The sequence below is a fragment of the Aquimarina sp. genome (assembly GCF_977115655.1).
On the sequence record NZ_CDSBKO010000005.1, the window covers coordinates 17438 to 43066 of the forward strand.

Sequence of the window (25629 nt, forward strand, 5' to 3'; positions counted from 1 at the left end):
GAATTTTCAGTCTAAGAGCGAGAAAGATAAAATCTACTTGACTTTTCGGGTTAATGAAGTAATAAAAAATACCCCCATAAAGCTTTTCAGTTCTTTTGGGGGTATTGGCATCTTAATTTTTTTTATTTGATTTCACATTAAAGGGTGGGCTTTCTACACTAAACATTATTTCACTAATATTCTGTTTATGTCTTAAAAATGCTTGAATATAGAAGCCATCTTTTTCCCATATCATAAACAATGGCTTATCTTCAAAAGTGCCTTCTATTAAATCCCCTTCTCGTTTTGTTAAATTTTGATGAAAAGGATCATCAATTTCGTGAGGAGAAGTTTCACTTATCACTTTAATATTTGACATTACATATATATGATTTGGTTCTCCATACTTTTCAATAAATGAATCATAAAATTGACGGTTGATGACTTCACCAAAATGAATAGTAATAGCTTTAACAATATCATTTTTATCAGTTTCTACAGAGATAAAGTGTGAAAATATGCCATGAAAATCCATATTAAAATTTTGACTACTGTATAAGCTAATTTTGACTTTTTCAAAATCGTTTTTCCTAAAATTGCTACCAACAGTTTTTTCAACATAGGAAAGATGTTTTCCTAATAATTCTTCAAATTTAATAGTATTCACAAAATAAGTGTTTAGATTGAGAGTCAGTATAAATAGTATGCTTATAAAACCTTTCATTACTCGAAATTAATGATTTTTTTTCATCGGTCACAATCAAAAGGGTTACTTATCCCCAAAACACTTGTGATATAAGGAGCAGGGCTAGGTATAGGGAAAGGCTCTACTGTTAAACTAAAACTACCTCCAACTATAGTTAATTCAGCTTTAAGCGCATCTCTAAAAACATCTGCTACAGTAAACTCTGAAGCATCAGGGTTATTAAAAAAGTATACATCTGCTATCTTTATTGCAGCTGTGACTGCTACTGCTGTATTATTAGCTGCTTGACCATTGCTCATCCAGTTTGGCATTGTAAAATAAATAGTATCAACAGGAACTTCTATTGTGCCAAAATATGGGCTACCATTAGGTCTAATTCCCGCAGTATAAAATCTATGGTCGAAATTTTTTACGGCACAACCTCTTTGTAAAGCTCCTGGTGGTAGAGCATATTCAAAACTTCTACAATCTGCCCCTAATAGTGGATTTGCACTAGAGTCAACCATTAAAACATTAATAGCATTTGTGACAAATAGTACTTCTTGGTTTGACCAAGCACCTGCTTCATTAAGGTCAGAGTAGTAATTATAAATATTTTCAGTTTTACCTCTATTCCCAATCAACCATTGTTCTTGTGTATCATTAAGTTGCAAAGCAATCCTTAAATCATATACTTTTTTTCTAAAGGCAAAATCAAAAGTTTCCCCTCTGGCAAGGGCTAAAGCCCCTTCTATAGCATAGGGATAATCCCACCAATCTGGGGATTTTAGTCCGTTATCCCATAAAGTAGACCCAATAGACCCATTAAAATCTACTCCTAAATCATATCTGCCTAAATTTTGATAGCCGAAGGTTCTAAAATGAAAAAGAGCAAATGCTTGTTGCCCTGTAAACGCATTAGACATATCGATATTATTGTCCTTCATGATTTCTATAACAAAATTACCAATAAAGGCTTCGTTACGTTCAGTACCAGCAGGTAACATAGATAGAGAGCTTAACATATTACCTAATCCATTAAACTTTTTAAATTGATTGGCATTGTGATTGCTCATCAAAAACAAACGGTTTTTATTTTGTTCATCTTGAAAAGAAATAGAAAATAATGATCCTGAATCTAAACCATAATTATATTGGTCATGAGGAAAAGTAGTATTATTAACATAGGATTTAAAGATATCTTCTGAAAATTGTAAAGTTTCAGCACTATATCGATGATATCCTAAATAATCCTTTACTTCCTTTTTTACTGCTTGTTGCCTATTTACAAACTCAAACTCTTTATTTCCAAATGTGCTAACCGCATAGTAAGCAACAGATTCTTCATCGGTGACTTGTGGATAAGCAATCTGGACAGAACTCCCAGCAGAGCGAGCCATGTTATAAGCAATATCCCTATGATTATAACTATGTACATTATACATTTTTGGTGGATATGCATCTATAGACTGTAATGGGGGATGAACATTTTGATCAATCAAATACTTGTTCATAAGTATTACCCTATTCAAAACATCAAAACTTCGGTAATGATCTATCATACTGTTTACAATACTTTCTTCAAAAACCCCATTGTGCCTTATTTTTGGTATTCCGTTTATAACACGATATATATCTGTTAGCTCACTTGCTATATCTTTTTTGGTGTTATCCAAACCGGTTAATAAACCAACAGCTTCATGATTTGGTATGTCTCTCAGGTATTTGCCATTCATTTTAAGGTCTCCAAGCTTATTGGATGTGCCTGCATTATTGTACTCTATTAATTTTTTTACGGTACTGTTTTGGTAATAGTTTATATCTTTTTCAATTTCTTTGGGAACCCGTTTAGATGTAACCTCTAGTTCTAAACTATTTAGTATATCTTTTGACGCTGGAACACTTGCATAAGCTTTAAAAAAAGCTCTTTGTGCCTGTTCGAAATCATTAAATTTTTCTCCAAAGCGAAATTCAATTACGTCCTTTAGTCCATTTTCCTGTTTTATCAACCATTCTTGTTTTTTACTTGCTTCCAGTAACGATAACGCATCGTGAAACCTAGGTAAGTCTTCAAGAAAATTACAATAGCAATAGTAATTCCTCCCTGATTTCTCTTCACAATCAATACATCCTTTAGTACCATCGTCTGAGTATTGCAGGATTTGTGCATAGGCAGTGTTGGACAACAGGTATACCATACCCATTAACAGTGTTTTATATATAGCTTTCATGTATATGTATATTAATAAGTTGGTTTATAGTTTTACAACGGTTTTAGAATATGCTTTGCCATTTACGGTAATCTGTATTATATACGTGCCACTTAACAGCGCTGCGCTATCTACCGTAATGGTCTGTTTGCCACTTGTATCGGTTTTTTGACTGGGAAGCTGTATTTTTTGTTGCCCATACATATCATATACAGATACCTGTACCTCGGCAGGTTGCCCAATATCATACGTAATAGTAAATTGATCGCCTATGGGATTGGGGGATATTACTGCAAAATCTTTATCCGGTAGCCCTTGTTGTTTACTGCTCTCTAAAGGGGTGGTTTCTGCCAATGTTTGTACTGCAGGAGATTGTGGGTATAAAACCATACGGATAGGGGTATGTACCACTTCATTTAATTCTGTGATTTTTGTGTTTAAAGCTGCTTTTGCTATTAATGCAGGCTTGCCATCTATACTGGCTTCTTTAAGGTACAAGCTTTGGATACTGTAACTGGTCGTGTTTTTATCGGGATGGTCTTGCAACATATTTGGCAATGGCGGGAGTTTAAGCGGTACGAATTGCCCAAAAAACAGGTGAAGCTCCTGGGTATGCTGGGCAAGGTTTTGGAGCCTGGGATCATTAATCATCGTTTTACCATCCATGGTAAGCTCTGTCCTTACTTTTTTGTACGTCCCATGATCTTCCCGTATGGTTATGGACAAAGTAACAGGGATATACCGTTTTACCCCTGCCGCAGTCCAGTCAAACTCTATAAAATGCCCCTGAAAAGTAGTTTTTCCGCTCCCGATAACCGTTATGGGCTTGTTATTGGCACTATAGTTTTCTATACTTGCCAACCGTTCCCCTGCCGAGATCGGTACCCAATCGTTATTTTGGTTTTGCAACTGTTGTTTTAGGGTTTGGCTGTTTAGGATATTGTTTTCAGACAACATTTGTAAAGCCTTGGCGGTATCTTTTGGCATACCATACCCAAAATAGTTCATGATCCCCAGCCAATGTTTTGCCATGGGGTGGTTGCTGTTGTCGAAATACCCCTTGGCTTTGTTCACCAAAGTGGTATTGGTAAAATCCTGATTGGTTACCAAGTTTTTAAGGTGGATGTACCCCAATATATAATTTGCTATATCTTTTTTGTGATCCAGGGTTACCAGATTTTCAAGGTCCTTGGATATATTAAGGTAATTGATCTGGTAATTTTCTTTATAGGCGTTGCTCAACAAATTAATAGTATGGTCTAGCATTGCAGGGGGATATTTATAGTGGGATGCCCTAAAGAGGTGCAAATAGGACAATTCCCTTCGTACCCCAAACAAAGTGGTGTAATCCCCTTTTTGTAGGTGCAGCAACCCTTTTGCGTAGGCAGAGGATGGGTTGGTTTTGCCATACGCCTCTTCGGCGCATGGGGTGATATAGGCAATCATTTCATCGATCAGTGCCGCAGGGTAGTTTTTAAAATCTGAAGCCTGTTCTAATAAAATCTTTGCTTTCTGATCACAAGTTAATGGTTTGAGTTCTTGCGCATAACCTGTACGTATAAAACATAAGGCAAGAAATGGGATGCCCCATAAAAATAATTTTTTCATAATAATGATGATTTTAAGAGTTATTAAATAATTGATTTGGTGATTTTTATAAGACTTTCGTATAGCTGTAAAGTCTTTTAAATAGGGCAAAGAATTCCCTTTAGGCTTTTTGTGGGGTTCTAAAAGCAGGCGCATAGTATTTAAAATCACAGCATATTTGTATACATATGCTATAGATTTGTACAGTAATTAAAAATGGATATTAAAGAGTTTTCATAGGTGGTTTGGTTTAGGTTATTAAGGTTTGATATTCTACTACAATATTAAAACATCATAGTATCGTTTTTCGGAACTTTGTTTTTTTTGACTGTTAATTATTGTTAGGTTTATGTTAATTTTTTCTTGTTTAGCACTATACTTATTCTCTGTTTTACATTTTTCCCATCCCCGGCCCTTCCCAAAGAAGCAAAGAAGCAGAGACGCACAGATGCAAAGAACCACTTGGACTTCTGACACCTGACCTCGAACATCCGACTTCCAGCTTCGGACACCTGACATCCAGCTTCGGACCTCCGACTTCTGACACCTGACCTCGGACTTCCGGCATCCGACTTCCAGCTTCTGACACCCGACTTCTGACTCCCGACCTCGGACCTCGGACTTCTAGCACCCGACTTCACTCCCAAACATCTCGATACAATTTTTTCCGTTACCACTACAAAAACCACTCGATGAGACAGGGGAACTTGGCTTCGGACACCCGACTCCCGACTCCCGACTCCCGACTTCCGACCTCCGACACCCGACTTCATACTCCCGACTTCTGACACCCGACTTCACACTTCCTACTCTCCCACTCACAAACTCACCCCAAGCTCTCGTATACGTTCATTTTTTGCACAAAACCCAAAAGTAAATTCTACTGCTTCTGCATATACATAACTTTGCTGGGATATATCATACTCTACAGGCGCATTTAGTTTTTTCATGAGCTGTATAGTTCTGTACAATTTGGTTTTAGAAATCCCCAATCGGGATGCAAATTCATCGGGACCACCCGTGGCACGCATTCTAATAAATTGATCGATACGCTCTATAGTCTGTATTTGTCTTAGCATAATATCCATACGGTGTGTGTTTTGTTTCTTTATCTATTGTTACTTCTAATACAGCGATGGGTTTACGTTTGTTATCTGCATATTCTTTATTTCTTTCCCTACTTTTGGCTTTACTGTTTTATGGTATACCCCACTTAGCAAGTACCCCTACCCACTTATATAAGTACCCCCACCCACTTACGAAGTACCCCGGGGTACTACAACTGTTAAAGCTTGCGGTAACTTTGTCAGTTTACCCACTTCATTACCGGGGGTGGGGTACTTCAGAACCGGGGGTTCTATGTAACTTTGTCAGTTCACCCACTTGGGATTGCGAGTGTACCCACTTCATTACCGGGTCATTGGGGTAACTTTGCTATCGATAGGGCAAATTTTGAGGTACCGCTTGTAATTTTTGATATCTATCTCCTCTTTTTTGTGATACAGCCTGCAAAAAAGGATAGTGCGCCTGTGTTTTTTGCTCCTTACATAGCAAATTTTGCCTGTTACTCTGGTGTATTAGATTCTTCCTTCTCTTCTACAGGAGTGGCATTGATACTTTGTGTAAATCGGGTTCTTAATAGTTCGTAGGCACTTTGTGCTCCTTCCATTGGCATTTTTCGAGCTGCATCTGCAAGACTGTATACCGATAAGGCCACCCGGTACACCTCGCTACCCGCTATGGTCTGCGTATCTTTTAATTGCCGTAGCAGGATATCGAGTTCTAATATAATGGGGTCTAATTGCTCAAAAAGGGTAAGGTCTTTACGGGCTTCTTCGGCAGTTAATGCATCTGGTATCCATTTTGGTTTGCCTTCTAAAATATGGATGCTGTCTTCGGCAAAAATCTTGTTAGAGCTATTGATCTTTGGCAGGTTTTTACGCTCTTTTGGCGTTAGGTTTTGTAAAAAATCCAATTCTTGTTTTAAGGTGGCAAGACTGGTTTGGATCGTACTTACCTCTTCGGTTGTTAATACTTTACTGATTCTGTTGTATTCGCTCATTATTATATGTATTTAATTGTTTTTTTGTTTTTATTTCTTTTTAAAAGACGCAAAGGTTCAAAGATGCAGAGACGCAAAGAATACTTCCAACCTCGGACTTCCGACACCCGACTTCTGACTTCGGACTCCCGACTTCGGGCTAATTCAAAAAAGGGAGCCTAAAGCACAAAGGCTACTTTGATTATCGACTCCCACACAAACTCAACTAACTTATTTTATACTTCTGACATCCGACACCCGACTTCAGACCTCGGACTTCCAACTTCCAACCTCAGCATTTCTCCCATCCCCAACCCTTCTCAAAGGGAAGAGAGCTTTTAGGATATTCCAAAACTCACAGGCTAACTGACTTTTTTAAACCTCCAACCTCGGACATCTGACCTCGGACATCCGACTCCCGACATCCAACTTCGGACTCCCGACTCCCGACTTCAGACTTCCAACCTCAGCATTTCTCCCATCCCCAACCCTTCTCAAAGGGAAGAGAGCTTTTAGGGCATTCCAAAACTCACAGGCTAACTGACTTTTTTAAACCTCCAACCTCGGACATCCGACTCCCGACTTCAGACATCCAGATCTCCGACTTCAAACTTCCAGCTCCCTAACTAATTTTTTTACTTCTTCTTCAATCCTTTTAAGCGTTTCGTATACGATAATTACTTCGGCATCTACGATTTTTACTCGAGGGTTTACCAATCCCAATGCCATTACCACAACTTCTACAGTTGCTTTGGTCCTTGTGGCAACCCTGGCATGCACTACTTTTTTTTGATCGGTATCCAGATGTATATAGAGTATAAACATGGTGTTTTTGTTTTTTTTGGACGTACACTTCGAGTGCCTCAGTGTACTACTTTTTATAGATGTGCCCTGAGGTTCTCGAAGGGCACTAGGTGCTGCTTCTATTTATGTACGCTTCGAGAGCCTCAGCGTACTTGTTAAGGGCGATGTCCTCAGTCCTTCGAGAGCCTCAGCGTACTTGTTAAGGGCGATGTCCTCAGTCCTTCGAGTGCCTCAGCGTACTTGTTAAGGGCGATGTCCTCAGTCCTTCGAGAACCTCAGGACAAACCTCTCGAAAGCCTCAGTCATCACATTTATCGAGCATTACACATCTCGTTTTTGGGGTTAAGTAATAGTATATTTCGTGCTTTATAGATAAGCTGTACGGCTGCTTCTTGGGGGGTGCCTTTATCGTATAATTTGTTCATCCAGAAATACAAAAGCATCTCATAAGGATATTGATGTGCCAGGTTGTACATAAAAATATCGGTTTTAAGGTGTAACATTTTTAATACATACGACATAAACTTATGTTTGTGGTTATATTCTAAATACTCCATCGTTGGTTAATTTTGTGGAGTCAAATATAACGGAGAGATTTACGTTGTTGCAAGGGAAGTATGATGAGATTTATAAATAAGCAAATGTCAATTTATAAATAACGCTTTATACTTTTATTATAAAAACTTAAAAACAAAGACTTTAAAAAAATAATTTTAATTTTATAGACAAAAGTAAAGTGAAAAAAAAACAATTACTTAACTCATCTTTTTTATTTTTTGGATTGTTGTTTTTTACTATAATCAGAGCAAATTTTCCCTCTATAATAAAATCAAATTTTCAAATTACAGAAAATGATTCTTTAAAAGAAAAGGCCTATAAATATCTTAAAAAAGGCTATTATAAAAGTGGTAATAATTTTACTCTTGCTGGTATATATGCAAATGCATATATAAAAAGAGCTAAAAAAACTACAAATAATATTGAAATAGCCAATGGTTATTATCTTTTGTCACAAATTTCTACTGAAAAAAGAGCATTAGAATTAGCAGACAGTATATTATTATATGGCAACAAAAGCAATAATAAAGAATTATTAATCAAGGGTAATATTCAAAAAGGTATCAATTATTATTACTTGGCAAACTATAATGAAGCATTATCCATGTTTTTAGAGGCACAAAAAATTGCTGTTAAAGAAAAAAACGAATTTCAGCAAATTGTTGTACGACATAACATAGGTAATCTAAAAAATGTCACTAATCAAAGAAAAGAAGCTCTCGAGATATTCAGAGACAATATCAAATATTTTAATACAAAAGAAAAAAAAGAAGGTTACGAACAGGAAAGACAATATTTGAAATCATTATTCAGATTAGCCAATATTTATAATGTACTAAGAAAATTAGATTCTGCTGAGATTATTAATAAGATAGGTATAAAGGAATCTCTAAAATCTGAAAACAAATATATTTATCCAATGTTTCTAGCTTGTTATGGCTCCACAATGCAACTATCTGGCAGAAAAGAAAAAGCATTAGATAGTCTTAAAAAAAGTGCTCGATTAATAAATAATAGAAAAGCCAGACTAGCATCTATATATTTAATTATTTCTAAAATATATCGTGAAAAAGGTAATTATAATGAATACGAAAACTACCTTCTTAAAATTGACTCCATATATACGAACCATCCTGAAATTATTAAAGAAACTAAAATATCATATGAAGCTTTAGTTAACTTCTATAGAGGAAACAAAAATCTTGAGAAGCAATTATCTTTTATGAACAAACTAATTGAGGTTGATAGTCTTCTAGATAAAAAATTTCAGAATATAAATAAAGATATTGCTAGAGAATATGAAAATAAAAATTTAATTCTTGAAAAAGAAAATATCATTAATACGTTAGATAAAAGAAAAAAAAATCAATCATATCTTAATCTCGTATTTATAATAGCACTACTCTTTTTTATAATTTTAATTTATCTATTCTACAAAAAGAAAAAAGATTTTCAAGCACGTTTTGATCAATTGATTAAAGATAAATCATACGTGAAAGATAAATCGGCTAATTCGGACAAAAATTCAATTCCTAAAGAAATAGAAATAAGTATTTTACAAGGATTGGATATATTTGAAGCAGAGTTCAAATTCTTAGATAAAAATGTATCTTTAAAACAAACAGCAAATCTTTTAGGGACTAATACTTCTTATCTTTCTTTTGTCATAAACTCATCTAAAAATAAAAATTTTTCAAAATATATAAGTGATTTAAGAATACAGTATAGTATTAAAAAATTAACCCAGGACAAAAAATTTAGATTATACTCTATTAAAGCCATTGCAAATGAGGTTGGTTTTAAATCCCAAGAAGGATTTTCTAAAGCGTTTTATAAAAAAACAGGCATATATCCCTCTCTTTTTATAGATAATCTAAAAAACAAAAAAAACACATAACCAAATATAAATCAATTGCTTGCATATGTTTATTTATAAATCAAAGGTGATAAAACAATAAAAAATTGTAAGCTCTCAATTCTTATATTAAATTTGATAAAATTCATTTAACATACAAATCACAAATATGAAAAGAGAAAAAAAAAACAGATTAAGCATTGAGAAATTTCAAATTTCAAGACTCAATAACTTTCACAAAAAACAAATAAAAGGAGGGAGTTACTCGCTCTCGGATGGTGATGACACAGGTGTAGGTGATATTAGTGAAAAAATTCAATAATAATGATAATATTAAATACTGAAAGTCAAATTTTCAGTATTTAATATTATTCAAATGATTATTTATTAATTCTTTTATTAAAATTATCTGATTTTGAAATACTTCGCTTATATCATATTCTCTTTGCTCTATCTACAACTTTTCTCTCAAGATATTGTTAAGCCATTAAAAAAAAATGAGTTGGTTGAAAAACATCATAATGTCCAGATAAATGACCCATATAGATATTCAGAAAACTTAAATGATACCTCTGTCATAAACTGGATCAACCAAAATAATACTCAAACAACTAATTACTTTAAAAAAATTGAAGGAGAAAAAAAGCTTATTAACAGAATTTTACAGTCTTATGAAAAAAAAGATTCTGACATATCTTCAACTATAATTACAGCTAATAATCTATATTTTTATCTTAAAACGGATCCCAAAGAGAATTATTCAAAATTATTTTACAAAGAAGGGAAAAACGGAAAAGAAATTCTGGTCTTTGATCCAAAATCATATAGAGTTAATGATAGTATTAAATATACTATTAATCATATTAGCCCATGTTGGGCAGGAGAAAAGATTGCTTTAGGAATTACTGAAAATGATAAGGAATTTTCTAATGTCATAGTTATAGATGTAAAATCTAGAGTAATAATATTTGAAACCGATAAAAAATCATGGCCAGGTGCTCTAGGAGGTGTTAAATGGAATGCAAACTGTAATGGTATATATTATACTCATGTGCCTGTAACAGACAAAATCAAGAAAGGTTATTTATTTAATACCGAAGCTACTTATTTTGATATTGAAAACAATGAAGAAAAAACAATTCTTTTTTCAAAATCAAACAATCCTAATATATCTTTTAAAGAAGAAGATTTTCCTCTTCTATATTTTGATTATCACGAAAACCAACATATTATAGGAACAATTGCAGGTGTTGCAAAATATAGAGATGCTTATGTAGCATCTCTGAAAGAGGTCTCAAAAAATAAAAAAGATTGGAAGCCTTTATTTAAAATTTCTGATAAGGTAAGGCGATTTTTTCTTTTAAAAGATGAACTGATATATTTAACGGCTAAAGATGCATCAAATTTTAAAATATGCAAAACTTCAATCCATAAGCCAGATTTTACAAATCCTGATATATTAGTGCCTGAATATACTGAAGAAATAATAACAAGTTTTGCAATTACTACAGATGGTATATACTTTGTAAAAGTTAAAAATGGTGTAGAAGCCAAGCTAATGTTTCTTGATAATACTGGGGTTTTAAAACAAATTGATCTTCCTGTAAAAGCAGGCAGTATTAGCCTACAAACTAAGAGTCCAACAAAAAGTGATTTATGGATAACAATAGAAGGATGGGCAAATAACTCTACAAAATACTTTTATGACATAGAATCAAAATCTTTTACATTAGAGAAAGAAACATCAGAATTAAAGCAAAAGGATGTAATTGTTGAGGAAGTTTTAGTACAATCTCATGACGGAAAAGAAATACCCCTATCTCTGATATATAAAAAAGGATTTAAAAAAGATGGAAGCTGTCCTCTATTCATTACAGCTTATGGAGCTTACGGGCAAAGCATAAAGCCAAGATCAACGGTTTTAACATCTAATTGGATCGATGAAGGAGGAGTATATGCAGTAGCTCATGTTCGTGGTGGTGGAGAAAAAGGCTATGAATGGCATATGGATGGGCAAAAATTAAATAAATCTAATAGCTGGAAAGACTTAATTAGTTGTGTAAAATATCTTCAAAAACAGGATTATACAAACCCAAAAAAAACAGTTGCATGGGGCGCAAGTGCGGGAGGAATTACTGTTGGCAGAGCTGTTTTGGAAGAACCTAACTTGTTTTCTGCAGTTATTATTACTTCTGGAACCCTAAATACGTTAAGATCAGAGTTTGCTCCAAATGGTAAAAACAATGTAAAAGAATTTGGAACTGTTAAAAATATTGAGGAGTTTAAATCCCTTCTTGCAATGGATAGTTATCATAATTTAAAAAAGAACACTTCTTATCCGGCATTTTTAGTTACTACAGGTTTTAATGACGCAAGGGTTGCATCTTGGCAATCTACTAAGTTTATTGCTCGTCTAAAAGAATATAGTATTTCGAATAAACCTATACTATTTGCAGTAGATTTTGAATCTGGGCATGGTAGAGAAAATTCTAAAAGAAAAACACTAACAAAAATAGCAAGAAGAATAGCTTTTGCTCTTTCTCAAACTGGTCACCCAGATTATCAACCCAAAGAGTAGATTTTAAAACTATCTTATAAAATATAATGAAAAAATTATTGCTTCTTTTGGTTATCGTTGGCTGTACCACAAAAAATAACAAGGTTTATAAATACCCTGATATAGAAACAGTAAATGTAGTAGACAAATATCATGGTCAAAACATTGAAGATCCATATAGACATCTTGAAAACTTAGAAGATACTGAGGTACAACAATGGATAAAGCAACAAAATACTCTAGCAAAAAAACATCTCAATCATATTAATAAAACTAAGTATCTGATAGAAAAACAAAAGGAGTTTGATGCCAAAAAATCTTTTACCGTATCACACCTTATTGTTACTACCAATGATTTACACTTTTATCTAAAAAGATCTGCATCAGAAAACGTATCTAAGCTTTATTATAGAACTGCATTTGATGAAGAAGAAATTCTGCTTTATGATCCCAAAAAATTTAAGGAGGCATCAAGCACAGAATATCTAATAAACTATATACAACCCAATTGGGATGGATCTAAAATAGTGATAAGCCTTACCGAAAAAGGGAAAGAAATTTCAGAATTAATCGTTATAGATGTCCCTTCTAAAGCTGTATCCTCAGAAATATTGACAAACTCATGGGTATCCGAAATAGGAGGAATAACATGGTTACCAAATAATTCTGGTTTTATTTATGTATATCATCCTATTACAAATCCAAAAGATAAAGCGTTTCTTAAAAACACTAAATCTGTACTGTATACGTTAGGAAACAAAAAAGAGGATCTTACCGAAATCTTTTCAAGAGAATACAATAGGGATCTGGATATTAAAGAAGAAGATTTTCCTACTGTTACTCTAGGAAATCAAAATGACAACTATATCATAGGAGAAAAATCTGGAGTGGCAGCATATAAGGATACTTATTATTTACCTATTGATCAAATTACCTCTAAAAACTGGAAACCTCTTTTTAAAAAATCAGATCAGATAAAAAGCTACCTTATTAAAGGAGATTCTATATATTATAAAACCTCTAAAAACGCTCCAAATTTTGAAATTAGAAAAACGTCTATTAAGAATCCTAATTTTGATAGTGAAGAAATTTTAGTAAAACACAAAAAAGACACTATAATCACCGATTTTAATATCACTAGCGAAGGATTATTTTTTGTAACCAGTAAAAACGGGGTCAAAGCAGATTTGTTTAAATTGAATAATGGTATACAAAAAGAGATTAAACTTCCTTATGTTTTTGGTAGTATCAGTCTAGAAGTAAAAGATATAAATAATCCAGAATTATGGATTAATACAAGAGGTTGGCTAACACAACAAAAAAGATACGAATATCAAAAAGGCACTGTAATCGAAAAAAACATAAACCTATCCTATGAGGATAGTGAGTTAGAAGATATTGTTATCGAAGAAGTAGAAGTTACTGCTCATGATGGAGAAAAAATCCCTTTATCTTTACTATATAAAAAATCCCTGATCAAAAACAGCAATAATGTTGCTATGATGGATGGTTATGGGGCTTATGGAGCTGCAATGAGGCCTACTTTTTCTATACGACGATTATTATGGGTTATGGAAGGTGGTGTGTACGCAATTGCGCATATAAGAGGTGGTGGTGAAAAAGGAGATGCCTGGCATAAAGGAGGGTTTAAAACCACAAAACCCAATACCTGGAAAGACTTTATCGCATGCGCAGAATATTTAATAGAGAACAAATTTACATCAAAAAATAAATTAGCAATCTGGAGTGGTAGTGCAGGCGGTATAATGATTGGGAGATCTATAACCGATAGACCCGATTTGTTTAAAGCTGCAATAGTAGAGTTTGGCTCTTTAAATACTTTAAGATCAGAAAGCAGACCAAATGGAGCCAATAATGTAAAAGAGTTTGGTACCATAAAAGACCCGATAGAATTTGAAGCACTAAAAGAAATGGACGCATATCACCATATTAAAAAAGGGGAGAAATATCCTGCAACATTATTAACGGCAGGTTTAAATGATCCTAGAGTTCCTGCATGGTTTTCTGTAAAATTTGCTGCAAGAATGCAAGCTTCTAACACATCTGATAATCCAAATTTATTATTGGTAGATTCTGATACTGGTCATGGAACTGACGATACAAAACGTAAAGAATTTGAAAGATATGCCAACATTATGGCTTTCGCCTTTTGGCAAACTGGTCATCCAGATTATCAGCCAAAAGAGTAGATTTTAAAACTATCTTTTATAAAAATTAAAACCTATAATCATCCTTATATCAAAATATGAATTTAAAACATATCAAAAGTATTATTATAATTGTGCTTTTTACTCTTAGTAACACAACTATATCACAAACAACAAAAGAAATATCTAGAGAATGGGTAGCTTTTTTTCAGGAAGTAACGTTAGAAACAGATAAAAAAATTGAATTTAAACTACGTGCAAATATAAAAACTGAAGGAAGCAAAAGTAATAGTGCGGCAACACTCTATGCATGGGTAAAAAATAAAACAGAGGAATCAGGTTTTAGTGAAAGTGTAAAAGATAGTGTTATCAACAAATCACAATGGACAACCTATGAAATAGAAGGGTATTTTGATCAAGCGGCAGAAAAATTAACTTTTGGAGCTTGGGTAGTAAGCGAAGGGGATTTTTATTTTGATAATTTCGAACTCTTTTTTAAAAAAGAAGGAGGAGATTATGAACCTGTTACCATTGCTAATCCTAAGTTTGAAGAAAAAGTAACCAATGATAATATCCCTGGTTGGCTGCAAGATGTTGATGAGGAAAAGAATATACTTAAAGTAAAAGGATATACATTTAATTCGAGTAATGAAAACTTAGACAATACATCTGCTTTATTAATAAAAGGGCGAAAAGTTGAAAGAGATTCTTCTAACTATATTTCTGCTGAAAACGGTTTCTCCCCCCAAATAGGAACATTAATCTCTATGCTTAATAACTTAAGTAATAGAGTAGAACGAGTTGTTAAAAATCTTGATGTAAGACAAACAGATCATTTATTAGATGAAAAAGCCAATAGAATAGGAGCTCTTATTATGCATCTTGCTGCTGCAGAAGTATACTATCAAACGTATACTTTTGAACATCGCGGGTTTAACAAACAAGAAAAGGAAAAATGGGGGATAGGTCTTGATCTTGGAGAAAAAGCCAGAGAAGAATTTAAAGGTAAACCTATTTCATATTACTTAGATATATACAAAGAAGTACGAAAAAAAACTATACAAGAATTAAAAAAACGTAATGACTTATGGCTAGAAAAATCATGGCCAGGTTCTACTATGAACAATCACTTTGCGTGGTTTCATGTTATGGAGCACCAATCCAGTCATTTAGGACAAATATTAATGTTAAAAAAGAGGATTCCGAAAGAAGAAAATAAAATTGTAGTACCTCAAGAAAAAGTGGATCAGTAGTCTTTCACCCTCTGGCAAACTGGTCATCCAGATTATCACTAAAGAATAACTATTTCTAAACAAGTTAGTATTCTATCAAACAAAGTATAATAAAAAACTATTCCTTTTTTTGCTCTTTATCGGTTTCTTATCAGGATATGCGCAATAGGATATAATACCAAATTGTTACCTAAAGCAAATTATCATAAGTTTCTTACATCAAATTCAGGCGTACAAAACAGTAGTTAAAATTTATAAATCCATAGTTACTTCCCTTGCTATAGCTGTGTTTTGCCTTTATCTATATATACACTAATGCTTATTTTATAAAAACCCATAAGCTTAGGGAATAAATCCCTCATTTAAACATCCAAAAATATAACCATATTTAGGATGCGCTTTGTTTTTTTATAATATACCATTATATAAAAGTAAAAAAACAAATGCTATTGAAAACCTCCTTAGTCGATCTGGTACAAAAATTACTCGAAAGAAATAAAATTTCTTTTGATAAAACCGAGTTGGCTTTTCAGATCCAAAGCCACCCATCCTACCCTAGTCTACATGCCATAACAGGGGTGTTAGATCATTTTAATATAGAAAACATAGCTGCCGAAGTTCCTGCAAACACAGAAACACTACAACAATTACCTGATTGCTTTATTGCCCAGATAAAAGAACCCGATGGGCAACAACTGGTAGTTGTCGAAAAAAAGCATCCTGCCTGTACCATCTACACTACAAAAAACAAAAAACAATCTTGCTCTGAAACCGAGTTTCTTAAAAAATTTACAGGAATACTGGTCGCTGTCGAAAAACCAGAAAATAACCCAAAACCATCCCACACAAATCATAAATATATTGCTCTTTCAATTATAAGCCTCTTCACTTTTTTGTTGTTATACCATTTTAACTTTGAAATAGTGCGTATAGAAATTGAATTTATTTTTTAAGTATTCAAGGCAAAAAGTTTGTACCAGACTTGATCTGGTATCAAGCATAGCTGTAGTTACGGTTATATTTTTAAACGAAGAATAGATGAAAAAGAAAATAATTTAATCCAAAAATGGTTTTTTATCAGGTATGAAGATCCAGAACATCATTTAAGAATTCGTTTTTATACTGAAAACAAAAACAATCTGGGGCTTATCATTAATAAAGTATACAAAAATTTAAACCCATATATCTCTGATGAATTAATATGGAAAGTTCAAATCGAGAAATATAATCGAGAAATAGAGAGATATGGCAATTATAACATCATGAATTCTGAGAGCTATTTTTATCTCGAAAGTGAAATGATAATTAATTTCTTGAACTTGACAGAAGGAGATGAAGGAGACGAGTTAAGGTGGTTATTTGCTTTAAAAGGGATAGATAGTTTTTTAAATTCTTTTAATTTAAGCGAAGAAAAAAAACTCTACTTGCTAGAAAATTTAAAAACAGCATTTGGAGAAGAGTTTGGTATGTGCAGATCCTTAAAAAAGCAATTAAATGTTAAATATGGAAAAGAAAGAAAAAGAATAGAATCCTTTTTATCTTTACATACAAATACCTCTAAATATGATCCTATAATAGTACTTTTAAAGCAAAATGAGCTTAAAACTGCTAAGATAGTAGACGAAATTATGAAACTTGATAAAAAAGATCTCTTAGATGTACCATTAGAGAACTTGCTTTATAGCCATATCCATATGTTCATGAATAGATTATTCAGATCAAAAAACAGAATGCATGAAATGGTTATATATGATTTTTTATATAGATTTTATAATTCAATTTGTGCCCGAAAAAGAAAAAATGCGGAAATGGCAAATTAAACATAAACAAAAAAGAACTACACTAACTTAATATCTTCTTTAAACAACATGTGTATATACTCTGCATGTACCTCTACATGATACTTATCTTCTATACAATGAAAAAGCAGATGGATTAAACCATAGTCTCCCAGACTATCCCTGTACTCATGCCTTGCTTTGTTTTTTACCCATAAAATAAAGCAGCATAAATGACCTATCTCCCCCAGTTTTTGAGAATCTTTTAAGCATTCTCTAAAATTTTTTAAAGACATACACGCATATTCATCATACTTTTTTTTACAAAAGTCATAATCAAAAGTATGCTTATACGATTGTAATTTTCGATTCTGTATTTCATAATTAATACCACTCATATCATAAAGATCATTTACATTAGGTATTGATATTACCATAGATATACGTTTTAAGATTATTTCAGATTTCGCAAAACGCATGCCAAGAGTTTAAAAATTAACCTAATAAAAAGCAAAAAACACTTAAATTATCGACAAACTAATTAGATATATTGATGGAATATTTCCATTGTAAAAATACAAAATTTGGAATAATTCCAACTTCATTTTAAAAACTTTATGCCTGTATTTTTTTCAAAACCACAAGAACAGCTACTTTACAGCAAAATCAGAAACACAATTAATTATTTAATAACCACACGATTAGTAACAAAAAAATATAATATATGTTAATAAAACCTAATAAGTTTATTTTCAGATATCAAATCTGTCTATTACATTTACTTTAGTCTTTGATTATAGTGATGGTATGTTTTTTGGGGAAAGAACTACTATTATAAGATATACAAAGAGGGAAAAAACAAATCAAAACCTAGAATTATGCAGTATAAAGTAATTGATACAAAAAGCCAGTATTTTGGCAAAGTATTGGATTTCGAATCCTGCTCTACCTTGAGTGATTTAGGAGGAGTCCTTTTAAAAATAGAAAGAGACAAAGTTTCACTTTTTAAATTTAACGAAGTAGAATTGGTATAATTACCAATCTACTTTTTTTATGCTAATTCTGTAATTCGTTTTACATACTTGCCAATTACATCAAACTCCAAATTAACAACCGTACCCACTTTAAAAGTGTTAAAGTTTGTATGCCCGTATGTAAAAGGAATAATTGCCACACTAAACGAATCTTTTTTAGAATTAACCACCGTTAAACTAACTCCGTTTACCGTTATAGATCCTTTTTCGATAGTAATATTATGTAGTGCAAAATCATAATCAAAAGTAAAGTACCAACTACCATTAGCCTCGGTAATAGCGGTACATATTCCCGTTTGATCTACATGCCCCTGCACAATATGCCCATCCAGACGGTCTCCCAGCCGCATACCTCTTTCCAGATTTACAACTGCACCCGTAGTAAGAGTCCTAAGGTTTGTTTTATCCAAAGTTTCTTTAATAGCCGTTACAGAATAAGTGTCCTCATCTATAGATACCACAGTTAAACAAACCCCATTATGCGCAATACTTTGGTCGATCTTTAATTCTGAAATAAAATTAGCACGTATAGTTATATCCAAATTTCCTTTGTTGCTAATTAAAGAAGTAACTGTTCCTAATTCTTCGATGATTCCTGTAAACATAAATGCAAATTATTTAGTTAAATTTGTAACCGTAAACTTTGAGGTCTGATTTTAGATTTCAAAAATATGGATAAAGTAATTTATATAATGAAGAAAGAAGAAAAAATAAGATTAGGAATTTCTATTGGGGACCTAAATGGTATAGGGAGCGAAATAGTACTTAAAACTTTTGAAGATTCGCGAATGCTAGATTTCTGTACTCCGGTAATTTTTGCCTCGGTAAAAATTCTTTCTTTTTTAAAAAAGCATTACAAAAGCAACACAAATCTTCATGGTATAGATAAGACTTCTCAGATTTTGGATGGTAAAGTAAATGTTCTTAATGTATGGAAAGAAACTGTAAATATTAATTTTGGAAAAGAAGATGAAAAAACAGGAAGCTATGCAATCAAATCCCTTATCTCTGCTACAGAAGCCTTAAAAAATGACGAAATCGATGTGTTGGTAACCGCCCCTATCAATAAACACAGCATCCAGTCTGAAGAGTTTAAATTTCCCGGACATACAGATTATCTTAATCAGGAATTAGAAGGAAACAGTTTAATGTTTATGATTACCGAAGATCTAAAAGTAGGCCTGCTTACCGATCATGTTGCTGTAAAAGATATTGCAAATACCATAACACCAAAATTAATAGAACAAAAAGTAGATACCATTCACCATACACTTAAACAGGATTTTGGCATATCAAAACCAAAAATAGCAATACTGGGCATTAATCCTCACAGTGGTGATAATGGGGTTATTGGCAAGGAAGATGAAGAAATATTAAAGCCAACCATTCGCAAAATCAACGAATCCGGCAAACTGGTGTACGGGCCTTATGCTGCAGATAGCTTTTTTGGATCTGATAACTATAAGTCTTTTGACGCCATAGTTGCTTCATATCACGACCAAGGGCTTATCCCTTTTAAAACACTCTCCTTTGGCAAAGGAGTAAATTATACCGCAGGATTAAACAAAGTAAGAACATCTCCCGATCATGGCACCGCATTTGAAATTGCAGGCAAGAACGAAGCCGACAACAATTCCTTTAAAGAAGCCGTTTTTGCAGCGTTAAAAATTTACAAAAACAGACAGGAATATGCCGAATTAACCAAAAACCCCTTAAAAAGACAACCCAGAAAAGTACAAAACAAAGGAGCAAGAGAGTAAATCCTAAGACAGTAGTCCCTGTTATGTGTGTAAAGAACCGAAGTTGAAAGTTGGAGGTTTTATATTATGCAGTAAACAGAAAACTAACTGGCTCATAAACCAAATAACTAACAATCTGATATAATTTTGTTTACAAAAACACTTTCGTAACAAAATTTTATTATCTTTGCACCCGCCTTTATCAAATCGATAGGCACCTGAAACTGATGATGAAATGAAACAACTTAAAGAGTATACTATTCCTTTTGTTGGGCTGAAGCAAGGATTACACCAGTTTGAGTTTCAAATTGATAATACGTTCTTTGAACATTTTGAGTACGACGAATTTAATGCATGCGCAATAAATGTTGCTCTGAGGTTTAACAAAAAAATAACCATGTTAGAACTTCAGTTTACAGCAACAGGAACTGTAAATGTAAACTGTGACCTTACTAATGAACCCTTTGACTTACCTATTAAAAATGAAATTTTTTTAGTAGTAAAGTTTGGAAATGAATATAATAATGAAAACGAAGAGTTACTTATTCTTCCTTATGGAGAATATGAAATAAATGTTCAACAATATATTTATGAGCTTATTGTTTTGGGCATACCATCCAAAAGAGTTCATCCAGGTGTAAAAAACGGCACATTACAATCGGACATACTTGAAAAACTAGAAGAATTAAGTCCAAAAGAAAAAACAATAGTAGACGAAGATGAGGAAACAGATCCTCGTTGGGATAAATTAAAAAACTTATTAAACGATAAATAATAGCTAAGCAATGGCACATCCTAAGAGAAAAATATCGAAAACCAGAAGAGATAAAAGAAGAACACATTATAAGGCTACTGTACCTCAAATAGCTACTGACCCTACTACAGGAGAAGCGCATTTATACCACAGAGCACACTGGCATGAAGGTAAATTATATTACCGTGGACAGATCGTTATCGATAACACTGAGGAAGAAGTGGCTTAAAGATATTGTTAAAATCTTAAAGAAAGCTCTCACAAATGTGAGAGTTTTTTTGTTTTTAGTTGAATATGTGTCAAAATCCCGTTATTTTGCGCCATATTTGTATAGAATTTAGTAATTTCAACGAATTTTTCAGCGCATTTTGACGCTATAGTTTTCGAAACTAAAACTAAGATATGAGTAAAATCACAGCCGCTATTACAGCTGTAGGCGCATACGTGCCCGATTATGTGTTAACCAATGATATATTAGCAACCATGGTAGACACTAACGACGAATGGATAACCAGTCGTACAGGTATTAAAGAACGCAGAATACTAAAAGATAAGGATAAAGGAACTTCTTACTTGGGTATAAAAGCGGCAGAAGATTTAATTGCTAAAAGAAATCTCGATCCCAAAGAGATAGATTTAGTGATTTTTGCTACCGCCACTCCGGATCTTCCTGTTGCTGCAACTGCAGCATACACCGCCTCTAAGATAGGTGCAGTTAATGCATTTTCTTACGACCTGCAAGCAGCTTGTTCCAGTTTTTTATATGGAATGTCTACCGCAGCCAGCTATATAGAATCCGGAAGATATAAAAAAGTACTGGTAATAGGAGCAGATAAAATGTCTTCTATTATAGATTATACCGATCGTACCACTTGTATCATCTTTGGTGATGGAGGTGGGGCAGCCCTTTTTGAACCCAACTATGAAGGTTTGGGCTTACAAGACGAATATCTCCGTACCGATGGTATCGGAAGAGAATTTTTAAAAATCGAAGCAGGAGGATCTTTAGTGCCTCCTACAGAAGAAACTGTTGCCAAAAAGCTTCATTTTGTTAGACAAGATGGAAAAACCGTGTTTAAATATGCTGTTTCTAATATGGCCGATGCCAGCACCAAAATATTAGAACGTAATAATTTAACAGGTAACGACGTAGATTGGCTTATTGCACATCAAGCAAACAAACGAATTATCGATGCTACTGCAAAAAGAATGGAGCTAGATGATAACAAGGTTCTTATGAACATTCAACGATACGGTAACACTACCTCTGCCACTTTGCCACTATTGTTGCATGATTATGAAAAACAACTTAAAAAAGGAGATAACATAGTATTTGCTTCATTTGGTGGAGGCTTTACTTGGGGTTCTATTTATTTTAAATGGGCCTATAATTCCTAAACAACTAACACACACACAATACCCACACATTATGGATTTAAAAGAAATTCAAAATTTAATTAAATTCGTAGCCAAATCAGGCGCCAGCGAAGTAAAGTTAGAGATGGATGATATTAAAATCACTATCAAAACTGCATCAGACGAAAATAAAGAAACAACATTTGTACAACAAATACCTGTTGGTAATGCAATTACCTCTCAACCAGCAGCAGTTCCTGTACAAACAACTTCTGGAACGCCTATAGCGACAGAGAGTGTATCTGACGATAACTCAAAATACATTACTATTAAGTCTCCTATTATTGGAACCTTATATAGAAAACCATCCCCGGATAAACCAACATTTGTTGAAGTTGGGGACTCTATAAAAGAAGGCGATGTACTTTGTATTATTGAAGCGATGAAACTTTTTAATGAAATAGAAAGTGAAGTTTCTGGTAAAATCATAAAAGTATTAGTAGATGACTCTTCTCCTGTAGAATTTGATCAGCCACTATTCTTAGTAGACCCATCGTAGTTAAACCCAAAAATTCAAATCTCAAATTCCAATACACGCAAAAACTGGAGTTTGTTTTTTTTGAATATTGTAATTTCTAAGAAGTTATGTTTAAAAAAATTCTAATTGCAAATAGAGGGGAGATTGCTTTGCGGGTAATCAGAACCTGCAAAGAAATGGGGATTAAATCGGTTGCGGTATACTCTACAGCAGATGCAGAAAGTTTACATGTACGCTTTGCAGATGAAGCGGTATGTATCGGACCTGCTCCCAGCAGTCAATCTTACCTTAAAATGTCTAATATTATAGCAGCAGCAGAAATCACTAATGCCGATGCTATACATCCTGGATATGGTTTCCTTTCTGAAAACGCTAAATTCTCCAAAATTTGTGAAGAGCATGAAATAAAATTCATAGGAGCAAGTTCTGAAATGATTGACAGAATGGGAGATAAAGCCTCTGCAAAAGCTACTATGAAAGCTGCAGGAGTACCAACAATCCCGGGCAGTGAAGGGATTCTGGAATCTTTTGAAGAAACAGAAAAACTAGCCAAAGAAATGGGATATCCTGTAATGCTAAAAGCTACAGCTGGTGGTGGTGGAAAAGGAATGCGAGCTGTCTGGAAAAAAGAAGACTTAAGAAAAGCATGGGATAGCGCCCGCCAGGAAGCCGCAGCTGCTTTTGGTAACGACGGCATGTACATGGAAAAACTTATCGAAGAGCCTCGCCATATTGAAATACAAATTGTTGGAGACAGCAATGGCAGAGCCTGCCATTTATCAGAAAGAGATTGCTCTGTACAACGCAGACATCAAAAACTTACTGAAGAAACCCCATCGCCATTCATGACAGATGAATTACGTGAAAAAATGGGAGCAGCAGCAGTAAAAGCAGCAGAGTTTATTAAATACGAAGGTGCTGGTACTGTAGAGTTTTTGGTAGACAAACACCGCAATTTCTACTTTATGGAAATGAATACCCGTATCCAGGTAGAACACCCTATTACAGAACAAGTAGTAGATTATGATTTGATCAGAGAACAAATTTTGGTCGCTGCCGGAGTGCCAATTTCAGGCAAAAACTATTTTCCGCAATTACACTCTATAGAATGTAGAATCAATGCCGAAGACCCATACAAAGATTTTAGACCATCCCCTGGTAAAATTACCAATTTACATATTCCGGGAGGTCATGGTGTACGGGTAGACACTCATGTATATAGCGGGTATAGTATCCCCCCAAATTACGACTCTATGATAGCTAAGCTTATCACCACTGCACAAACACGTGAAGAAGCAATTAATAAAATGAAAAGAGCTTTAGACGAATTTGTAGTAGAAGGAATAAAAACTACAGTTCCGTTTCATAGGCAACTTATGGATCATCCAGACTATGTAGCAGGTAATTATACTACTAAGTTTATGGAAGATTTTGTAATGAAAGATCCTGTAGAGTAATAAACAGAAGGAAGGGTGTCTGAAAAATCAAACGCCCTTTTTTTATTGCAAATTCCTTCATATTAATACCAATCAATTCCGCTTTTAATAAATATATCGTATTTTTAAAGCTAACTATTGGTAATAATCCATTTAGTTTTACTCAAAAACCACTCTTTAGACATTCTTTTTTATGAATTTTAGCTACTGGGAACATAAAATTTGGCTGTCTGATGTTGATTTTACTATTATTGGTAGTGGGATTGTAGGACTTACCTGTGCCTTAAAATTACGACATAAATTTCCTGATGCCAAAATCCTTATCCTGGAGCGGGGCATGTTACCTAATGGTGCCAGTACCAAAAATGCAGGATTTGCTTGTTTTGGCAGCCTTTCTGAAATCTTAGATGATTTAAGCACACATCAGGAAGAAGAAGTGTTAGAACTTGTAAAGAAAAGGCATCACGGACTTCAATTACTACGAAAACATTTGGGAGATCAAACTATAGATTATTGTCAACATGGCGGATATGAACTCTTTACCAAAAATGATGAAGCACTATACCAATACTGTCTTTCTAAAATAGAAGAAGTAAATCATCTATTAAAACCAATTTTTAACCATACTGTTTTTAGTGCGCACAATAATTCTTTTAATTTCAAAAACATTCAACCTCAATATATCCTTAATCCATTCGAAGGTCAAATTGATACAGGAAAAATGATGGAAGCTTTATTAAAAAAAGTACAAGCTTCTAATATTAAAATTCTAAATAATTGTAGTGTAAAAGAGTATCAGGATACAACTACCAATGTTGAAATAAAAACTAACGATTTTACGTTTTATACAAACAAAGTATTGATCGCAACCAATGGTTTTGCATCGCAATTGGGGATTAAAGAAGTGCGACCGGCCCGGGCACAGGTTTTGATCACACAACCAATTAAAGATTTGCATATTAAAGGAACATTTCATCTGGATCAAGGATATTATTATTTTAGAAATATCGATAATAGGATTTTGTTTGGAGGAGGCAGAAATCTGGATTTTAAAGCAGAAGAAACCACAGAATCAGGGCAAACAGAATTAATTCAAAAAAAATTAGAAGAGATTTTGCGCACCGTAATTTTACCCGAAACAGATTTTGAAATTAGCCAACGCTGGAGTGGAATTATGGGAGTTGGGGATCAAAAAAAATCTATCGTCAAGCAAATATCTCAAAATGTGTTTTGTGGCGTGCGCCAAGGAGGAATGGGAGTTGCAATAGGTAGTTTGGTTGGAACAGAATTAGCAGATCTTTTATAAATCGCTTAATCC

The 25629-nt window shown here is 33.6% G+C and carries 24 protein-coding genes; 15 read left to right on the forward strand and 9 right to left on the reverse strand.

What is annotated here, in order from left to right; translation table 11 throughout:
* Window positions 1–112 precede the first annotated feature (112 nt).
* The 7 genes from ACZIYX_RS03335 to ACZIYX_RS03365 form a co-directional block, all read right to left on the reverse strand.
* Window positions 113–646, reverse strand: a complete 534-nt coding sequence (locus ACZIYX_RS03335) for a hypothetical protein (protein ID WP_462680776.1) — start codon at window positions 644–646, stop codon at window positions 113–115.
* Between the two features lie 80 nt (window positions 647–726).
* Window positions 727–2895 carry a hypothetical protein gene (locus tag ACZIYX_RS03340; protein ID WP_462680777.1) on the reverse strand — a complete coding sequence of 723 codons (2169 nt, stop codon included), beginning with the start codon at window positions 2893–2895 and terminating at the stop codon, window positions 727–729.
* 24 nt (window positions 2896–2919) lie between these two features.
* Window positions 2920–4482 (reverse strand): T9SS type A sorting domain-containing protein, encoded by a 1563-nt coding sequence (locus ACZIYX_RS03345; RefSeq protein WP_462680778.1) that lies wholly within the window; start codon window positions 4480–4482, stop codon window positions 2920–2922.
* A gap of 797 nt (window positions 4483–5279) precedes the next feature.
* On the reverse strand, window positions 5280–5549 hold the full coding sequence (locus tag ACZIYX_RS03350) for a hypothetical protein (protein ID WP_462680779.1): 270 nt from the start codon (window positions 5547–5549) through the stop codon (window positions 5280–5282).
* A 476-nt stretch (window positions 5550–6025) separates the two neighbouring features.
* Window positions 6026–6523 carry a hypothetical protein gene (locus ACZIYX_RS03355; RefSeq protein ID WP_462680780.1) on the reverse strand — a complete coding sequence of 166 codons (498 nt, stop codon included), beginning with the start codon at window positions 6521–6523 and terminating at the stop codon, window positions 6026–6028.
* Between the two features lie 585 nt (window positions 6524–7108).
* Complete coding sequence (locus ACZIYX_RS03360; RefSeq protein WP_462680781.1) at window positions 7109–7327, reverse strand: hypothetical protein; 219 nt, start codon at window positions 7325–7327, stop codon at window positions 7109–7111.
* Between the two features lie 290 nt (window positions 7328–7617).
* Window positions 7618–7863 carry a hypothetical protein gene (locus ACZIYX_RS03365; protein WP_462680782.1) on the reverse strand — a complete coding sequence of 82 codons (246 nt, stop codon included), beginning with the start codon at window positions 7861–7863 and terminating at the stop codon, window positions 7618–7620.
* 449 nt (window positions 7864–8312) lie between these two features.
* On the opposite strand from ACZIYX_RS03365, the gene ACZIYX_RS03370 reads away from it, so the two are divergent.
* From ACZIYX_RS03370 to ACZIYX_RS03400, 7 genes are all read left to right on the forward strand, one after another.
* Window positions 8313–9761, forward strand: coding sequence for a helix-turn-helix domain-containing protein (locus tag ACZIYX_RS03370; protein WP_462680783.1), 1449 nt, complete (start codon window positions 8313–8315; stop codon window positions 9759–9761).
* A 127-nt stretch (window positions 9762–9888) separates the two neighbouring features.
* Window positions 9889–10041: a class I lanthipeptide gene (locus tag ACZIYX_RS03375; protein WP_462680784.1), complete on the forward strand. Its 153-nt coding sequence runs from the start codon at window positions 9889–9891 to the stop codon at window positions 10039–10041.
* A 93-nt stretch (window positions 10042–10134) separates the two neighbouring features.
* A complete protein-coding gene (locus ACZIYX_RS03380; protein ID WP_462680785.1) occupies window positions 10135–12297 on the forward strand; it encodes a prolyl oligopeptidase family serine peptidase in 2163 nt (720 codons plus the stop codon).
* Between the two features lie 26 nt (window positions 12298–12323).
* Window positions 12324–14486, forward strand: coding sequence for a prolyl oligopeptidase family serine peptidase (locus ACZIYX_RS03385; RefSeq protein ID WP_462680786.1), 2163 nt, complete (start codon window positions 12324–12326; stop codon window positions 14484–14486).
* A gap of 56 nt (window positions 14487–14542) precedes the next feature.
* A complete protein-coding gene (locus ACZIYX_RS03390; RefSeq protein ID WP_462680787.1) occupies window positions 14543–15697 on the forward strand; it encodes a mycothiol transferase in 1155 nt (384 codons plus the stop codon).
* Between the two features lie 428 nt (window positions 15698–16125).
* Window positions 16126–16629 carry a cysteine peptidase family C39 domain-containing protein gene (locus tag ACZIYX_RS03395; RefSeq protein ID WP_462680788.1) on the forward strand — a complete coding sequence of 168 codons (504 nt, stop codon included), beginning with the start codon at window positions 16126–16128 and terminating at the stop codon, window positions 16627–16629.
* A gap of 81 nt (window positions 16630–16710) precedes the next feature.
* On the forward strand, window positions 16711–17496 hold the full coding sequence (locus ACZIYX_RS03400) for a thiopeptide-type bacteriocin biosynthesis protein (RefSeq protein WP_462680885.1): 786 nt from the start codon (window positions 16711–16713) through the stop codon (window positions 17494–17496).
* Between the two features lie 17 nt (window positions 17497–17513).
* Here ACZIYX_RS03400 and ACZIYX_RS03405 read toward each other — a convergent pair whose 3' ends face one another.
* Entirely contained in the window at window positions 17514–17891 is a 378-nt protein-coding gene (locus ACZIYX_RS03405) for a hypothetical protein (protein WP_462680789.1), read from the reverse strand.
* 441 nt (window positions 17892–18332) lie between these two features.
* Here ACZIYX_RS03405 and ACZIYX_RS03410 point away from each other — a divergent pair, with 441 nt between their 5' ends.
* A complete protein-coding gene (locus ACZIYX_RS03410) occupies window positions 18333–18488 on the forward strand; it encodes a hypothetical protein (RefSeq protein WP_462680790.1) in 156 nt (51 codons plus the stop codon).
* A 17-nt stretch (window positions 18489–18505) separates the two neighbouring features.
* On the opposite strand, the gene ACZIYX_RS03415 is transcribed toward ACZIYX_RS03410, so the two are convergent.
* Window positions 18506–19093, reverse strand: coding sequence for a riboflavin synthase (locus ACZIYX_RS03415; protein WP_462680791.1), 588 nt, complete (start codon window positions 19091–19093; stop codon window positions 18506–18508).
* 87 nt (window positions 19094–19180) lie between these two features.
* Between ACZIYX_RS03415 and pdxA the strand changes: the two genes are divergently transcribed.
* From pdxA to ACZIYX_RS03450, 7 genes are all read left to right on the forward strand, one after another.
* Window positions 19181–20248, forward strand: a complete 1068-nt coding sequence (pdxA, locus tag ACZIYX_RS03420) for a 4-hydroxythreonine-4-phosphate dehydrogenase PdxA (protein WP_462680886.1) — start codon at window positions 19181–19183, stop codon at window positions 20246–20248.
* A gap of 214 nt (window positions 20249–20462) precedes the next feature.
* On the forward strand, window positions 20463–21002 hold the full coding sequence (locus tag ACZIYX_RS03425) for a YceD family protein (protein WP_462680792.1): 540 nt from the start codon (window positions 20463–20465) through the stop codon (window positions 21000–21002).
* A 10-nt stretch (window positions 21003–21012) separates the two neighbouring features.
* Window positions 21013–21210, forward strand: coding sequence for a 50S ribosomal protein L32 (gene rpmF, locus ACZIYX_RS03430; RefSeq protein WP_025743674.1), 198 nt, complete (start codon window positions 21013–21015; stop codon window positions 21208–21210).
* A gap of 173 nt (window positions 21211–21383) precedes the next feature.
* Window positions 21384–22379 carry a beta-ketoacyl-ACP synthase III gene (locus ACZIYX_RS03435; RefSeq protein WP_462680793.1) on the forward strand — a complete coding sequence of 332 codons (996 nt, stop codon included), beginning with the start codon at window positions 21384–21386 and terminating at the stop codon, window positions 22377–22379.
* A gap of 31 nt (window positions 22380–22410) precedes the next feature.
* Entirely contained in the window at window positions 22411–22896 is a 486-nt protein-coding gene (gene accB, locus ACZIYX_RS03440; protein ID WP_462680794.1) for an acetyl-CoA carboxylase biotin carboxyl carrier protein, read from the forward strand.
* A gap of 86 nt (window positions 22897–22982) precedes the next feature.
* Window positions 22983–24332, forward strand: a complete 1350-nt coding sequence (accC, locus tag ACZIYX_RS03445; protein WP_462680795.1) for an acetyl-CoA carboxylase biotin carboxylase subunit — start codon at window positions 22983–22985, stop codon at window positions 24330–24332.
* 172 nt (window positions 24333–24504) lie between these two features.
* Window positions 24505–25617, forward strand: a complete 1113-nt coding sequence (locus ACZIYX_RS03450; RefSeq protein WP_462680796.1) for an NAD(P)/FAD-dependent oxidoreductase — start codon at window positions 24505–24507, stop codon at window positions 25615–25617.
* Window positions 25618–25629 lie beyond the last annotated feature (12 nt).